General features: G+C 64.1%; 15 protein-coding genes. 12 read left to right on the top strand and 3 right to left on the bottom strand.

The window, feature by feature from the left end:
- Nucleotide 1 precedes the first annotated feature (1 nt).
- A complete protein-coding gene (locus Q7V20_RS14820) occupies nt 2–880 on the top strand; it encodes a LysR family transcriptional regulator (protein ID WP_304792635.1) in 879 nt (292 codons plus the stop codon).
- A complete protein-coding gene (locus Q7V20_RS14815) occupies nt 874–1,329 on the top strand; it encodes a DUF2214 family protein (protein ID WP_304792632.1) in 456 nt (151 codons plus the stop codon). Before Q7V20_RS14820 ends, Q7V20_RS14815 begins: the two co-directional genes overlap by 7 nt.
- A 46-nt stretch (nt 1,330–1,375) precedes the next feature.
- Here Q7V20_RS14815 and Q7V20_RS14810 read toward each other — a convergent pair whose 3' ends face one another.
- Nucleotides 1,376–1,660 carry a hypothetical protein gene (locus tag Q7V20_RS14810; RefSeq protein ID WP_304792629.1) on the bottom strand — a complete coding sequence of 95 codons (285 nt, stop codon included), beginning with the start codon at nt 1,658–1,660 and terminating at the stop codon, nt 1,376–1,378.
- 166 nt (nt 1,661–1,826) lie between these two features.
- On the opposite strand from Q7V20_RS14810, the gene Q7V20_RS14805 reads away from it, so the two are divergent.
- Both Q7V20_RS14805 and Q7V20_RS14800 read left to right on the top strand, forming a co-directional pair.
- Nucleotides 1,827–2,642, top strand: coding sequence for a PEP-CTERM sorting domain-containing protein (locus tag Q7V20_RS14805; RefSeq protein ID WP_304792626.1), 816 nt, complete (start codon nt 1,827–1,829; stop codon nt 2,640–2,642).
- A 75-nt stretch (nt 2,643–2,717) separates the two neighbouring features.
- On the top strand, nt 2,718–3,536 hold the full coding sequence (locus tag Q7V20_RS14800) for a PEP-CTERM sorting domain-containing protein (protein ID WP_304792623.1): 819 nt from the start codon (nt 2,718–2,720) through the stop codon (nt 3,534–3,536).
- A 29-nt stretch (nt 3,537–3,565) separates the two neighbouring features.
- Here Q7V20_RS14800 and Q7V20_RS14795 read toward each other — a convergent pair whose 3' ends face one another.
- Nucleotides 3,566–4,903, bottom strand: coding sequence for a serine/threonine-protein kinase (locus tag Q7V20_RS14795; protein WP_304792620.1), 1,338 nt, complete (start codon nt 4,901–4,903; stop codon nt 3,566–3,568).
- 110 nt (nt 4,904–5,013) lie between these two features.
- On the opposite strand from Q7V20_RS14795, the gene argS reads away from it, so the two are divergent.
- The 8 genes from argS to Q7V20_RS14755 all read left to right on the top strand — a co-directional run bounded on the left by argS (nt 5,014) and on the right by Q7V20_RS14755 (nt 13,383).
- The gene (gene argS, locus Q7V20_RS14790) at nt 5,014–6,699 is read left to right on the top strand and encodes an arginine--tRNA ligase (protein ID WP_304792617.1); all 1,686 of its coding nucleotides are present in this window, start codon (nt 5,014–5,016) and stop codon (nt 6,697–6,699) included.
- Between the two features lie 21 nt (nt 6,700–6,720).
- Nucleotides 6,721–7,374 (top strand): SPOR domain-containing protein, encoded by a 654-nt coding sequence (locus Q7V20_RS14785; protein ID WP_304792614.1) that lies wholly within the window; start codon nt 6,721–6,723, stop codon nt 7,372–7,374.
- Between the two features lie 46 nt (nt 7,375–7,420).
- Nucleotides 7,421–8,080, top strand: coding sequence for a thiol:disulfide interchange protein DsbA/DsbL (locus Q7V20_RS14780; RefSeq protein ID WP_304792612.1), 660 nt, complete (start codon nt 7,421–7,423; stop codon nt 8,078–8,080).
- Between the two features lie 110 nt (nt 8,081–8,190).
- Complete coding sequence (gene lptA, locus Q7V20_RS14775; RefSeq protein WP_304792610.1) at nt 8,191–8,898, top strand: lipopolysaccharide transport periplasmic protein LptA; 708 nt, start codon at nt 8,191–8,193, stop codon at nt 8,896–8,898.
- Nucleotides 8,895–9,671: an LPS export ABC transporter ATP-binding protein gene (gene lptB / locus Q7V20_RS14770; RefSeq protein ID WP_304792607.1), complete on the top strand. Its 777-nt coding sequence runs from the start codon at nt 8,895–8,897 to the stop codon at nt 9,669–9,671. The genes lptA and lptB overlap by 4 nt, the downstream gene beginning before the upstream one ends.
- A 14-nt stretch (nt 9,672–9,685) precedes the next feature.
- A complete protein-coding gene (locus tag Q7V20_RS14765) occupies nt 9,686–11,227 on the top strand; it encodes an RNA polymerase factor sigma-54 (protein ID WP_304792605.1) in 1,542 nt (513 codons plus the stop codon).
- A complete protein-coding gene (locus Q7V20_RS14760; protein WP_304792603.1) occupies nt 11,227–11,937 on the top strand; it encodes a DUF599 domain-containing protein in 711 nt (236 codons plus the stop codon). Before Q7V20_RS14765 ends, Q7V20_RS14760 begins: the two co-directional genes overlap by 1 nt.
- A gap of 189 nt (nt 11,938–12,126) precedes the next feature.
- Nucleotides 12,127–13,383: a class I SAM-dependent RNA methyltransferase gene (locus Q7V20_RS14755; RefSeq protein WP_304792600.1), complete on the top strand. Its 1,257-nt coding sequence runs from the start codon at nt 12,127–12,129 to the stop codon at nt 13,381–13,383.
- A gap of 1 nt (nt 13,384) precedes the next feature.
- On the opposite strand, the gene Q7V20_RS14750 is transcribed toward Q7V20_RS14755, so the two are convergent.
- Nucleotides 13,385–14,185 (bottom strand): 16S rRNA (uracil(1498)-N(3))-methyltransferase, encoded by an 801-nt coding sequence (locus Q7V20_RS14750; RefSeq protein ID WP_304792597.1) that lies wholly within the window; start codon nt 14,183–14,185, stop codon nt 13,385–13,387.
- Between the last annotated feature and the right edge of the window lie 312 nt (nt 14,186–14,497).

Genomic DNA, 14,497 nt, shown 5'->3' with positions numbered 1-14,497 from the left:
CCTGACGGCCGCCGCGCAGGCCGAAGGGGTGGCGCCCGCCGTCATTGGGCGGCGCATCGATGCACTGGAAGAGCGCCTGGGCGTCAAACTTTTGGTGCGCACCACGCGCCGCATCAGCCTGACCCGCGAGGGCAGCGCATTCCTCGAAGACGCCCAACGCCTGCTGGCCGACCTGGCCAACGCCGAAGCCAGCGTCAGTGCAGGCGGCGTCAAAGCCAGCGGTCACTTGAAGATCACCGCGCCAGCCGGCTTCGGGCGGCGCCATGTCGCCCCGTTGGTGCCGCGCTTCGTGGCCTTGCACCCTGAAGTCGCCATGACCCTGAACCTGTCCGACCGCCTGGTCGACCTGGTCAACGAAGGTTTCGATTGCGCCGTGCGCGTGGGCGACATGCCCGACTCCAGCCTGATCAGCGTGCGCCTGGCCGACAACCGCCGCCTGTGCGTGGCCAGTCCGGACTACGTGGCGCGGCGCGGTCGCCCTGCGGTGCCCGCCGACATCGCCCGGCATGATTGCCTCACGCTCAGCTCCGAAGCCAGCCAGACGCGCGGTTGGGCCTTCACCATCGAAGGCCAGGTCACTCACGTGCGCCCGGCCACCAAGCTGGACTGCTCCGACGGTCAGGTGCTGCACGCCTGGTGCCTGGAGGGCCTGGGCCTGGCCTGGCGCTCGTGGTGGGAGGTCGAATCCGACGTGCGCGCGGGCCGCTTGGTCAGCGTGCTCGACGATGTGGCCGCACCACCCAATGGCATCTACGCCGTGTTCGCCCAGCGCAAGCACTTGCCGCTGCGCCTGCGCTTGTGGATCGATTTCATCAAAGAGACCTACGGCGACCCTGCATACTGGTCCCAAGCCCTCTTAAAGGAAGAGCCCCCATGCTGACCGAATCCCTGCTGGCCTACGTGCACTTCGTCGCCATCCTGACCCTGGTCGTCTTCATCACCAGCGAGGCGGCGCTGTGCCGCCCCGAATGGATGAACGCCGCCGTCGTGCGCCGTTTGGCGCGGGTGGACGTGATCTACATGGTGGCGGCCATCGCGGTGCTGGCCACAGGCTTCGCGCGCACCTACTGGGGCGCCAAAGGCTTTGAGTGGTACTGGCACCAGCCCCTGTTGCACCTCAAGCTGACGCTGTTCGTGGTGGTGGGGCTGATCTCGATCGGCCCGACCAGGGCGTTCATCCGCTGGCGCAAGGCGCTGGATGCGAACGGCGCCTTGCCTGCCGAGGACGAAGTGCGCAAAGTGCGCCGCTGGATCATGGTCCAGGCGCACTTGCTGGTGTTGATTCCGCTGGCCGCCGCCTTGCTGGCCCGAGGGGTGTGGGTGCGCTGAGAGTTGACCCTCGCTCAGGCGTGGCGGCCTGAGCGAGTGGCCGCCATCACTTCGAGGTGGCTGGGGCGGCGCCTGCTGCGGCGTCCTTCTCACATTTCTTGATGGAGCTGCTCTTGGCGGCGCCAGCCAGGGGCTTGCCGTTCTTGTCCACGGCCTTGGCGGCGCAGGCAGAGGTGCCGCTGTCCTTTTCGCACTTCTTGATGAAGCTGGATTTGGCGGCGCCGGCCAGCGGCTTGCCATTCTTGTCGATGGCCTTGGCCTCACAGGCTTCACCGGCATGGGCCAGGCCAGTCAGGGACACGAGGGCGAGGGCGGCAAGGATCATGCGCATGGAAAGCTCCGTCAAGGGTGGTGTGGGGAAGAGGTCCGCACAGTCTACGGCGGCTTGACCCAGGCCCCTACGTTTAGGGATGTGGAATTTGCAGTGTTGCGCTTAGCCTGTCGAGCCGACTGATGCAGTCAACCCATTCACCCAATCCGATCCAGGGAGTTCTTTCATGACACCAGCCTTTGTACTTCGCGCCTCGGTCATCCTGGCCCTGCTCAGCGCCGGTGCTGCCGTGCATGCTGCGCCCACCCAGCTGGCGACCGGCCAAGTGCTCATTGACTTTGATCAGGACACCTTCGCTTTCACGCGAGACGTGTCCAACTTTGGCAGCTACTCCACCGAGGACATCTTGCCCTCCCTGGTGACCGTGACGGCGGGGGGCAATGGCGTTGAACTCAATTTCAACGGCTACATGAACCTGTACGCCAGCAGCTACTACACCTTTTCGCCCGAGTACCTGAGCGGCAACTTCAACGCCTTGTTCAGCTTCGCGCCCACCGCAGGCTATGTCATCACCGGCTATACCGTGACTTATGCGGGCAGCTACAGCATCGAAACACCGGGCTCGGTCAGCGTGGGGGGGCCAGGCGCCGTATTCAGTGAGTCTTTGGGGGGAAGCAGCTTCAGTGTTTCCGGCAATGTGGCCGGTGCCGTCGCGCCCAGCCTGATCGGCGGTCTCAACGCCTCTGGCGACATCTCCACCGTGCAGGTTTTTGACGGCTTCCAATCAGTCTTCGATCGCTACGAGCAAGTGCTGGACTACTGCGAAGTGGAAGACCCCAGCATTTGCTATTACCGCGAAGAGCCCGTTTACATCGATGTCGCCGTCTACCATGACGAAACGGACCTGGGTGAAGCATCGATCAATCTGCAGAGCATCACCGTTCAGGCCAATGTGGTGGCTGTGCCCGAACCCGAAGGTTTGGCCTTGCTGGCCATGGGTGTGCCTTTGGCCGCCTGGCTGGCACGCCGTCGGCGCACTTGACCTGCGTCTGGCATTCACCGCGGCTTGGGCCAGGCCCCTGCGCAGCGTTCATCCATTGACCCCGGGAGCCATGTCATGACATCAGCCTTTGCACTTCGATCCATGGTCCTGGTGTTGCTGGGGGGCGCCAGCGCCGCCCTCCAGGCCGCGCCCACGCACTTGACCACGGGACAGGTCGGCATTGACTTCGACACCGACGGCTCTAGCTGGTATCGCGATGTCCATGCTTTTGGTGGCGTGACCTCCGAGGTCATCCCCTGGTCGTCGTTGACGCTCACGCCCGTGGCCAATGGCTTCGAGGTCAACTTCAACGATCTGATGAGCGTGTATGCCACCAGCTACGCCAACTTTTCACCCGAAACCCTGACGGGCGTCTTCAGTTCGGTGTTCAATTTCACCCCTGCCGAGGGTTATGTCATCACCGGCTACCAAGTGACCTACACCGGCAACTACAGCATCGAAGATCCAGGCTTTGTCTCCCTCAGGGGCCCCGGCTATGGTTTCAATGGGTATGCGCTCAGCGGCCCCATCGACTACGTTGGCTCCGAGCCTGCCAGCGGGGCATTCCGCCTGGACCTGAGCATCAGCGCCTTTGCCGATGTCGTCACCAGGCAAGTGTTCGATGGCTATGACACCTACCTCGATCACTATGAAACTGTTCTGGACTACTGCGAAGCGGAAGAGCCCTTCACCTGCTACTACCGCGAAGAGCCCGTCTACATCACCCAGCCGATTTACCGCTATGAAACCGACCTGGGCGAGGCGTCCATCAACGTGCGGACGGTGATGGTGCAGGCCAATGTGGCCTTGGTGCCCGAGCCTTCGGGGCATGGGCTGTTGTTGGCGGGCTTGTCGCTGGTTGGTTGGCGGCTGTGGCGCCGCCGCCGGGCCTGACATCGTGGCCGTTGGCTCGGGGCCGGGGGCTACAAGATGCGCCGCGGGTGCGCCAGCGCTTCGTGCGCTGCATGCAGTCGGCGCACCAGCACCCTGATGAACGCTTCGTCGAACAGGTGTCGGCCATTGGGGCTCAACTGCTGCATGCTCTCCGGCGTGAACGAGATCGTGGTCACCGCCTCGGTCACCACCACATCGGTACTGTGGCGTCGCAACTCGGGGCTGGGTGCCAGGTAGGCCATCTCGCCCACCGAGGTGCCCGCGCCCAGCAGTGCCACGCGCTTGCCGGTGCGGTACACCTCCACGCTGCCCTGCGCAATGATGTGGAAGCTGCGCCCCTCCTCGCCACGCCGGTACAGCGCATGCCCGAAGGGAAACCGCTGCCACTTGGCCCGGTGCACCACTTCCCACAACTCCACGTCGCCAAAGCTGCTGAAGAAATCCAGCGCCCGCAGCAGGTTGAAGCGTTCGGAGTCCAGCACGCCCTGCAAGTGTCCGCGCGGCACCTTGTGGTCCGAGATCAGGCCCGACAGCGCCTGTGCAAACGCGTCCCAATTGGGATAGCGGTCATCCGCGTTCTTGGCCAGCGCCTTCAGGATCACGGTGCTGACCGACTCGTTCACACCCGAGCGCATGCCCGACAGGGAGGCCGGTTCCTGGTTGTAGATCTGGTTCATCAACACCGCCTGAGACGGTGCTTCAAACGGCGGCTTGCCGGCCACCAGGTGGTACAGCACCGCGCCCAGTGAATAGATGTCCGCCCGACAATCCAGGGTGTGGCCGTCCAGCTGCTCGGGCGCCATGTAGGCCAGTGAGCCCACCTGGTGCACCTGGGTGGCATCGGCGGCCATGTTCAGCACGCTGCCAAAGTCGGTCACTTTCACGTCGGTGATCACGCCCGTGGCATTGGTGATGGCCATGATGTTGGCCGGTTTCACGTCGCGGTGGATCAGGCCCTGGCGGTACACATAACCCAGCGCCATGGCGCACTTGAAGCCGATTTCAATGATCAGCTCCAGCGGCAGCAACTGGTCGGGTCGGCAATACGAGCGCAAGGTGCTGCCCGGCACAAACTCCATCACCAGGTAAGGCGCCACCGGATCGGGCACCGCGTCCAGGATCTGCACCACGTTCGGGTGCAGCAGGCGGCCCACCAGTGCCGCCTCGGCCGCGAAGAAGCGGGCAAACACCGGCCCGTCCACGGCGTCGATCAGGGCGGCGGCCCTCACCCGCTTGACCGCCACATCGCGGTTGTTGAAGTCGTCCCTGCACAGGAAGACCTCGCTGGTGGCGCCCTCGCCCAGCTTTTTGAGGACCCGGTATTTGCCAATCATGCCGGTGTCCAGGTCAATGTCGATGCCTGTCATGACCCCATCTTTCCATGCCCGGGCTTTTGGCGGGTACTGAAAAGCCCCGCCCCAAGTGTGCATTTCTGCTCACTGTGCGCCCGCTTGTGCCGCCCCGTAGAATCCCCGCCATGATTCAAGCCAAGCGTGCCTTACTTTCCGCCCTGGAAGATGCCCTGCGCATCGCCGTTCCCGACAGCAGCCACATCCCCGTCTTCGAGGCTCCCAAGCAAGCCTCCCATGGCGACCTGGCCTGCACGGCCGCCATGCAGCTGGCCAAGCCCCTCAAGAAGAACCCGCGCGAGTTGGCTCAGGCCTTGATCGATGCCCTGCAGCAACAGCCCGCCGTCCAGCAATGGGTGGCCAGCCTGGAAATCGCCGGTCCCGGTTTCATCAACCTGCGCCTCAAGCCGCAGGCCAAGCAGGCCGTGGTGGCCGAAGTGCTGGCCGAAGGCGAACAGTTTGGTTACCTGCCTGCCACTGACCGAAAAGTGCTGGTCGAATTCGTCTCCGCCAATCCCACCGGCCCGCTGCACGTGGGCCACGGTCGCCAGGGCGCGCTGGGCGATGCCCTGTGCAACCTGTTCGAAACCCAGGGCCTGTCCGTCACCCGCGAGTTCTATTACAACGACGCCGGTGTGCAGATCGCCACGCTGGCCTCATCCACGCAAGCGCGCCTGAAGGGCTTCAAGCCGGGTGATGCCGAGTGGCCCGAGTCCGCCTACAACGGCGACTACATCGCCGACATCGCCGCCGATTTCCTGGCCAAGAAGACCGTCAAGGCCGACGACCGCGAGTTCACCGCCTCTGGCGACGTCAACGACCTGGACAGCATCCGCCAGTTCGCCGTGGCCTACCTGCGCCACGAACAGGACCTGGACTTGCAGGCCTTCGGCGTCCGCTTCAACAACTACTACCTCGAATCCAGCCTCTACACCAGCGGCCGCGTCGAGCAAACGGTGAAGAAGCTGGTCGATGCCGGTAAAACCTTTGAAGAGGGCGGCGCCCTTTGGCTGCGCTCCACCGACTACGGCGACGACAAAGACCGCGTCATGCGCAAGTCCGACGGCGGCTACACCTACTTCGTGCCCGACGTGGCCTACCACATCGCCAAATGGGAGCGCGGCTTCCAGCAGGTTGTCAACATCCAGGGCTCGGACCACCACGGCACCATCGCCCGCGTGCGCGCTGGCCTGCAAGCCGCTGGCGTCGGCATCCCGCAAGGCTGGCCCGACTACGTCCTGCACAAGATGGTCACCGTGATGAAGAACGGCGAAGAGGTCAAGATCTCCAAGCGCGCCGGCAGTTACGTCACCCTGCGCGACCTCATCGAGTGGACCAGCAAGGACGCCGTGCGCTTCTTCCTCATCAGCCGCAAGGCCGACACCGAGTTCGTCTTCGATGTTGACCTGGCCCTCAAGAACAACGACGAGAACCCGGTGTTCTACGTGCAGTACGCCCACGCCCGTATGAGCAAGGTGCTGCGCGATTGGGCCAGGGACAAGGGCGGCGACCTGTCCGCCTTGTCCCTGGCCGACTTCAGCCTGCTCAAGGCCGACACCGAGCTGACCTTGATGACCAAGCTGGCCGAATACCCCGGCATGCTGACCCTGGCCGCCCAAGGCCTGGCGCCGCACGATGTGGCTTTTTACCTGCGCGATCTGGCCGGGGCATTCCACAGCTACTATGCGGCGGAACGTTTCCTGGTCGACGAGGTCGAACTCAGCCGAGCCCGCATGGCTTTGCTGTCGGCCACCGCCCAGGTTTTGCGCAATGGTCTGGCCCTGCTTGGGGTCAGTGCTCCTGAAAAGATGTAACTCCTGCCAAGGACAATGCACATGAAATCGCAGCGCGGAGGCTTCTTCCTCGGCATGATCGTCGGCCTGTTGATCGGACTGGCCATGTCCCTGGGTGTGGCGGTCTACATCACCAAAGTGCCCTTACCCTTCATCGACAAGGTGCCCCAGCGCACGGCCGAGCAAGACGCGGCCGAAGCCGAGCACAACAAGAACTGGGATCCCAACAGCGGCTTGTACGGCAAAAACCCCGCCAAGCCCCACGCGGTGCCCCAGCCGGTGGTGGACGAGGCTGCCTCGGAGCCCGCCACCCCGGCATCTGGCAGCAACCCGGTCACCACCGACCCGGCGGCTTCTGCGTCGTCCAAGCCCACAGTGCCGGCCAAGGCGGCTTCCAGTGCCCGCAACCCCGCAGCCATTCTTTCTGGCGAACCCCTGTCCACCGCTTCAGCCCCTGACTCGTTGAGTTACTACGTGCAAGCCGGTGCCTACGCCAACCAGACCGAAGCCGAGCAGCAAAGAGGCAAGCTGGCGCTGATGGATCTGGAGGCCCGCATCGTTGAGCGCGAAGTCAGTGGTCGCATCATGTACCGCGTCCGCATCGGCCCCTTTGGCCAGCGTGATCAAGCAGAAGACGTGCGCGTCAAGCTGTCGGCCAATGGCGTGGATTCGGCCCTGGTGCGCGTGCAGAAGTGACCGCGCCACTGAAGAACAACGACAGGCATCACCGAAAGGAAGTTTCATGAATCGCCGCGATTTTTCGTCCCAGGCTCTGGGCGTTGCTGGTTTGACTTTGGCCCCTGGCATCTGGTCCAGCGCCCAGGCGCAAGGCGCCGCACCGGTCGAAGGCACCAACTACATCAAGTTGTCCCAGAACGCCCCCGTGTCGGCTCCGGCTGGCAAGGTCGAGGTCGTCGAGTTCTTTTGGTATGGCTGTTCGCATTGCCACCATTTCGAGCCCAGCTTGGCCGCGTGGGTGGCGAAGCTGCCTGCCGATGTGGCTTTTCGCCGTTTGCCGGTCGTCTTCCGTGAAGTCCCCTTCGTGGCGCACCAGCAGCTTTACTTCGCGATCGAGGCCCTGGGCCTGATCCCCGTGTTGCACGCCAAGGTTTTCCACGCCCTCCATGTCGAGCAGCAAAAGCTGGACAAACCGGAATCCATCGCGGCCTTTGTCGCCAAGAATGGCGTGGACCAGGTCAAGTTCATGGCCATGTACAACTCGTTCGCTGTGCAAACCAAGGCTCGCCAAGCGCGTGGACTCATGGATGCCTACAAGCTGGATGGGGTGCCTACGCTGGGCGTCGCGGGTCAATACACCACATCGGTGTCCCTCAATGCCACACCAGAGAAAACGCTGGCGGTGGCCGATTATCTGATCGCTCGGGCTCGCAAACCCAAGTAAGCACTTGCTCCGATGGTCGCCACCGGCACAAAAGCGGGTGGCACGGTGCGGAAATCACGTCATTCTTTGCCCGAAGCGTGGGCTTCGCGGCTAGAATGAATGCAATTTCCATGCCGAATATGTCATCGTTTTCCACAGTGCCCCTCCTTCTTTTGCGCCGTCTGGCCCACGCGGCCGGACGAGTCGCGCCCGTGATCGCTGCGGCTCTGCTCGGCATGGTGGTGTTGGCATCTCCGGCGCAGGCTGACAAGGCCGACCGTGACCAGCCCTTGAACTTCTCGGCCGACAGTGCCCGGGTTGACGACACCCAGCGCATCAACATCCTCACCGGCAATGTCGAGATCACCAAGGGCACCATGGTGTTCCGCGCGGCCCGGGTTGAGGTGCGGCAAAACGCCGATGGCACGCAAACCGCCAATGCCCGTGGGGCTGGCCCCAATGGGCGCGCCTATTTCCGCCAGAAGCGCGAAGGCCTGGACGAGTTCATCGAAGGCGAAGGCGAGCGCATTGAATACGACGGCGCGGCCGACACCGTGCGCTTCACCGGCCGCGCCATCATGCGGCGCCTGCGGGGCACCACCCTGGCCGACGAGGTTGTGGGCCAAACCATCGTGTACGACAACCGCACCGAGGTGTTCCAGGTGGTGGGCGGCGCTGGCTCGGCCATGTCCAGTGGCCGCGTGCGTGGGGTGATCGCACCTCGCCCAGCGGCTTCCGCTCCTGCCAAATCCACGCCAGACGCTGGCCGCGACAAGGGCGCGGCCCTGTCGCCCAGCTCGTCCTTGTCGCCATCCGAGCTGGAAAGTGCCCGCCGATGAGCACTGACTTTCAGCCGACCTTGGTGGACACCACCAGCCGACTGCGGGCCGAAGGGCTCAAAAAGCGCTACGGCGCCCGCACTGTGGTCCACGATGTTCACGTGGCCGTCGAAGCCGGGGAGGTCGTTGGCCTGTTGGGCCCCAACGGCGCGGGCAAGACCACCAGCTTCTACATGATCGTGGGCCTGGTGCGCGCCGACGCTGGTGTGATCGAGATCGACGGTCAGCGCGTCGAGCGCCTGCCCATCCACGAGCGCTCCAGCCGGGGGTTGAGCTACCTGCCGCAAGAGGCCTCCATCTTCCGCAAGCTCAACGTTGAGGACAACATCCGCGCCGTGCTCGAACTGCAGCGGGATGCGCGCGGCAAGGCCTTGAGCGCCAAAGAGATCGACGAGCGCCTGAATACCCTGTTGCGCGACCTCAGCATCGAGCGCCTGCGCAGCAACCCGGCCCTGTCCCTGTCGGGCGGTGAGCGCCGCCGCGTCGAAATCGCCCGCGCCCTGGCCACGCAACCGCGTTTCATCCTGCTCGACGAGCCTTTCGCGGGCGTCGATCCCATCGCCGTGATCGAGATCCAGCGCATCATCAGCTTCCTCAAGGGGCGCGGCATCGGTGTGCTCATCACCGACCACAACGTGCGCGAAACCTTGGGGATCTGCGACCGCGCCTACATCATCAGCGAAGGCCGAGTGCTGGCCGAAGGCCGCCCCGCCGAGATCATCAACAACGCCGAGGTGCGCAAGGTCTACCTTGGCGAACACTTCCGCATGTGAGGCGCTGAGCAGTCATGAAGCCCTCCTTGCAGTTCCGACTGTCCCAGCACCTGGCGCTCACCCCGCAGTTGCAGCAGTCCATCCGGCTGTTGCAGTTGTCCACCCTCGAGCTGCACCAGGAAATCGAGCAGATGCTCGAGCAGAACCCCTTCCTGGAGCCCGAAGAAGAGCTGCCTGCCCTCGATGTGGCCGTCGGCATGGAATTCGAGCGCCAGCGCAACGACAGCAACGCCTCTGACAGCGAAGCCGCCCACAAGGACGGCCCCGAGTCCTCCGAGCCCGACGCCGCGGCTGGCCTGGACACCGCCGAACTCGGCACCACCGAGCGCGACGACTGGGAGAATGGCACCGAGCGCGAAGACTTCGACGGCATCCGCGAAACGCCCAGCCGCAACAACGACGAAGACGACTTCGATCCGTTGGAGCGCAACAGCGTCGCCATCAGCCTGCAAGATCACTTGCGCCAGCAGTTGCGCGGCACCCGGCTGAGCGGCGCCGACATGGCCGCCGTCGAGATGCTGATCGAATCCCTGAACGACGACGGCTACCTGGCCGACTCGCTCGAAGACATCGCCGCCTCCCTGCTCGACGAAGATGCCGACGAAGATGACCGCGATGAAGTGATGTCGCGCCTGCGTTGCGGCCTGAGCTGGTTGCAGAACCTCGACCCCATCGGCGTGGGCGCGGCCAACCTGTCGGAATGCCTGATCCTGCAATTGCGCGTGCTGCCTGCTTGCGACGCGCAAGCCACCGCCATCACCATCTGCAAAAGCCACCTCGACCTGCTGGCCCGCCGTGACACCAAGAAGCTGATGAGCGCCACCGGCGCTGATGAAGCCATGCTCAAGGAAGCGCAGACCCTGATCGTCAGCCTGGAGCCCAAGCCAGGCCGCCCCTTCACACGGGCCGAGGCCAACATCATCGTGCCCGATGTGATCGTGCAGAAGTCGGGCCGCAACTGGAAAGTCGTCCTCAACCAGGACGTCATGCCCAAGCTGCGCATCAACGACCTGTACGCGCAAGCCCTGCGCCAAAGCCGTTCACCGCGTGGCACCACCGCCTCCGAAGGCCACGTGGCCATGAGCTCGCGCCTTCAAGAGGCCCGCTGGTTCGTCAAGAACATCCAGCAACGCTTCGACACCATCCTGCGTGTCTCGCAAGCCATTGTCGATCGGCAGAAGAACTTCTTCACCCACGGTGAAATCGCCATGAAGCCCCTGGTGCTGCGGGAGATCGCCGATGAACTCGGCCTGCACGAGTCCACCATCTCGCGCGTCACCACCGCCAAGTACATGTCGACCCCGTTCGGCACCTTCGAGCTGAAGTACTTCTTCGGCTCCTCGCTCAACACCGAAGCGGGCGGCAACGCGTCCAGCACGGCCGTGCGCGCCCTCATCAAGCAACTGGTGGTGGCTGAAGACCCCAAGAAGCCCTTGTCCGACAGCCAGCTCAGCAGCATGCTGGAAGAGCAAGGCATCCAGGTTGCCCGCCGCACCGTGGCCAAGTACCGGGAAGCCCTCAAGATCGCCCCGGCGAACTTGCGCAAGGCCCTGTGATGCCGTCGCGTTTTGACGCCCTGCTGTCCACCCTGCCGCTGGCGGACTGGGCGGCGGCAGCGCTCTTCCTGTTTGGCTGGATCGGCTACGCGCTCTTCGCCAAGTGGCGTGCCAAATCCGAGCACACCCTGCTGGCCAGCACCAACCACTTCCGCAATCTGTGGATGCACCAGGTCACCTACCGCGACCAGCGCATCGTCGATGCCGCCGTGGTGCAGAACCTGTCCACCAGCCCCTCGTTCTGGGCCTCGACCACCATCCTCGTGCTGGGCGGCCTGCTCGCCGTGCTCGGCACCAGCGAAAAAGCCAGCGACCTGGTCAAGGACCTGCCCTTCGCGGCCCGCACCACCATGCTCATCTTCGACCTGAAGATCCTGTCCCTGTTGGCCGTCTTCGTCTACGCCTTCTTCCGCTTCACCTGGTCGATGCGCGTCTATTCCTTCGGTGCCATCCTGGTGGGCGCTGCACCCAACGTCGAACACTTCGACTCCGGTGCCGCCAACCGCCAGGAGTTCGCCGACCGCGCCGGCCGCCTCATGGGCATGGCTGCCGAAAGCTTCGCCGACGGCCTGCGCGCCTATTACATGGCCTTTGCCGTCATCGGCTGGTTCGTCTCCCCCGCCGCCTTTGCCATCGGCACCTTGGCGGTCCTGTGGGTGCTCTATCAGCGAGAATTCCGCTCAGACGTCCTGGCCGTCCTCCGCAGCTGAGCTGCCTGCCCCTTTTCAGTCTGCACCGTGACGACTCCCAAGCCTCCTCCGCGCCGCATTGCCGCTCCTGGCCGTTCCGCCCAAACGGGCCCGCGAGGCCCTGTGTCTCAGGCCTCCGGCCCCCGCGGCAACGCACCCGCCAAAAAATTCATCCCCCCGGTGAGCCCCGCCCGCGTTCAGGCGCTCTTCATGCCCTGCGCCACCGGCGTCGAAACCCTGCTGGCCGACGAAGCCAAGCGCATCCTTGGCGCCGATGCGGAGGTGCAATCCGTGCGCGGTGGCGTCGAAGTCCAGGCCGACACACCGGCCAAGCTCGTCGACTGCACCTTCAGGCTCAACCTGGAAAGCCGATTGGCCCAGCGCGTCCTCTGGCGCGTGGCCGTCAACTTCTACCGCCACGAAGATGATCTCTACGGCATCGCGCGGCAAATCGACTGGACCGACTGGATCACCCCGCAGCACACCCTGCGCGTCGATGTCACCGCGCGCAACAGCCCGCTGCGCAGCCTCAACTTCCCCGCCTTGCGCGTCAAGGATGCTGTCTGCGATGTCCTGCGTGATGCCACCGGCGAGCGCCCCAGTGTCGACACCTTCCGTCCTGACCTGGGCCTGGTCCTTCACCTGGACGAAACCCAGGCCTTCCTCTACGTCGACACCTCTGGCGAAGCGCTCTTCAAACGTGGCTGGCGCGAAGACGTCGGCGAAGCCCCGTTGAAAGAAACCCTCGCCGCAGCCATGCTCGCCGCCGCCGGCTGGCAAGGCCGCCCCGAAGACGGCCCCTTGCTCGACCCCTGCTGTGGCGCCGGCACCATCCCCATCGAAGCTGCGCAAATCACCTGCGACATCGCCCCGGGTTTGCTGCGCAGTTTCGCTTTCGAGAACCTGCTGCCTTTCGTCCCGCATGAAGCCCATTGGCGAGCCCTGCACCAGGCGGCCCTCGACCGCCGTCGGCCACCGCAAGTGGCCATCTACGCCGGCGACGTCTCTTTCCGCATGACCGACTTTGCCACCCGCAACGCCGAGCGCGCGGGTGTTCTGCACGCCATCGAGTTCAAAACCGGCGACGCCCTCCAGCGCCCCGCTCCAGTCGAATCCGGCCTGCTCATGTTCAACCCGCCCTATGGCGAGCGCATCGATCCCAAAGGCACTGGCCAGGGCGGCCGTCGACCGCAAGTCAATGAAGAGCCCATCGCCGCACGCTCAGGCCGCGAGCAGTTCGACGCCTCTGAAGCCGATGACTTCTTCCAGCGTCTGGCCGCTCACTGGAAGCGCCACTACACCGGCTGGACCGCCTGGATCCTCAGCCCCGACATGAAGCTGCCCAGCGCCATGCGCTTCAAGGAAAGCCGCCGCGTCGTGCTGTTCAACGGCCCCATCGAATGCCGCTTGTTCCGATTTGACCTCGTCGCCGGATCCAACAAGGACCGGGCCGCCAACAAGGCCTGACTCAGGTCTGGGGTGGTGGATGGTGCAAAGCCATCAAGCACATCACCGTCAGTGGTGCGGTGTCGGCTCGCAGCACCCGCGACCCGAGGCTGACCGGCGCCCAGCCCTGGCCGCGCGCCAGGTCTTCCTCGGTCTCGCTCAAGCCGCCTTCCGGGCCGCTCAAGAACGCCCAAGACGTTCGCGGCCCCGAAGGATCAACCTGCTGCAAGCCTTTCCCCGCTTGAAGCCAGTCACCCACCCACTGCGCGCCCCTCAGGCTCAAGACGCCGCGTCTGGCGTCGGTGCTGCTGGCCGCCCCGGCCCTTTCAGTGGCTTCTTGCGCCAACCAGGCCTTCAGCCCCATCACCGGCCGCACCACCGGCACCCGTGTCCGGCCTGATTGCTCACAAGCGGCGATGGCCACCCCTTGCCAATGCGCCACCTTCTTGAGCGCGCGCTCCCCATCCAGGCGCAGCACCGACCGCTCACATATAAGAGGCTGTATCGCGCTGACGCCCAACTCCGTGGCTTTCTCCACCACCGTGTCCATGCGCTCATTCGTGGGCATGCCCAAAGCCAGCGTCACCTCGGCATCCAGTTCTCGGCTCACGGGCGCGAAAGCCCCGACCGTCACGCGCACCTCACGGCGCCCCATGGCGCCCACGGTAGCGGCCCACTCGCCACCGCTGCCATCAAACAGGCAGAGCCGATCACCCGGCTGCAGTCGCAACACCTGCACATGCCGTGCAGCCCCTTCAGGCAGCGCCATCTCAGCGCCATCACACAAGCCCAGCCCTGGGCCAACATACAAACGGGGCAGCACAAGCGTCCTTTCAAAGTCAGCCTCTAGTGTGCCTCCCCAATCTTTTTGAAAACTTTTTGCAAAGGACTTGCGCACTCCTTCAAATCCATGACATAATTGCATTCTTCGCTGGTGACGCAAAGCAAACAAGCAAAGCGGTTACCGAGGCGGCTTAAAGCCCCAAGCGATCAAGCTCTTTAAAAATTAACAGCCGATAAGTGTGGGTGTTTGGATGAGAAAAGCCAAACGGCGATAAAAAGTCGTTGGTGAAGATCTCGCAAGAGGTTGAATCCGAATACTCACGGATAGATGAAAAGAAATTCACTTGTGAAG

This window comes from Aquabacterium sp. (genome assembly GCF_030652515.1).
In the GTDB taxonomy this organism is placed as follows: domain Bacteria; phylum Pseudomonadota; class Gammaproteobacteria; order Burkholderiales; family Burkholderiaceae_C; genus Aquabacterium.
Note: the sequence above shows the minus strand (reverse complement) of the source record. Positions and strands in the feature narration are given on the sequence as shown.

Bases quoted from the DNA above. Each gene is read 5' to 3' on its own strand.
- Q7V20_RS14815 (WP_304792632.1), top strand. From the start codon at position 874: ATGCTGACCGAATCCCTGCTGGCCTACGTGCACTTCGTCGCCATCCTG.
- Q7V20_RS14810 (WP_304792629.1), bottom strand. From the start codon at position 1,660: ATGCGCATGATCCTTGCCGCCCTCGCCCTCGTGTCCCTGACTGGCCTG.
- Q7V20_RS14805 (WP_304792626.1), top strand. From the start codon at position 1,827: ATGACACCAGCCTTTGTACTTCGCGCCTCGGTCATCCTGGCCCTGCTC.
- Q7V20_RS14800 (WP_304792623.1), top strand. From the start codon at position 2,718: ATGACATCAGCCTTTGCACTTCGATCCATGGTCCTGGTGTTGCTGGGG.
- Q7V20_RS14795 (WP_304792620.1), bottom strand. From the start codon at position 4,903: ATGACAGGCATCGACATTGACCTGGACACCGGCATGATTGGCAAATAC.
- argS (WP_304792617.1), top strand. From the start codon at position 5,014: ATGATTCAAGCCAAGCGTGCCTTACTTTCCGCCCTGGAAGATGCCCTG.
- Q7V20_RS14785 (WP_304792614.1), top strand. From the start codon at position 6,721: ATGAAATCGCAGCGCGGAGGCTTCTTCCTCGGCATGATCGTCGGCCTG.
- Q7V20_RS14780 (WP_304792612.1), top strand. From the start codon at position 7,421: ATGAATCGCCGCGATTTTTCGTCCCAGGCTCTGGGCGTTGCTGGTTTG.
- lptA (WP_304792610.1), top strand. From the start codon at position 8,191: ATGCCGAATATGTCATCGTTTTCCACAGTGCCCCTCCTTCTTTTGCGC.
- lptB (WP_304792607.1), top strand. From the start codon at position 8,895: ATGAGCACTGACTTTCAGCCGACCTTGGTGGACACCACCAGCCGACTG.
- Q7V20_RS14765 (WP_304792605.1), top strand. From the start codon at position 9,686: ATGAAGCCCTCCTTGCAGTTCCGACTGTCCCAGCACCTGGCGCTCACC.
- Q7V20_RS14760 (WP_304792603.1), top strand. From the start codon at position 11,227: ATGCCGTCGCGTTTTGACGCCCTGCTGTCCACCCTGCCGCTGGCGGAC.
- Q7V20_RS14755 (WP_304792600.1), top strand. From the start codon at position 12,127: ATGCCCTGCGCCACCGGCGTCGAAACCCTGCTGGCCGACGAAGCCAAG.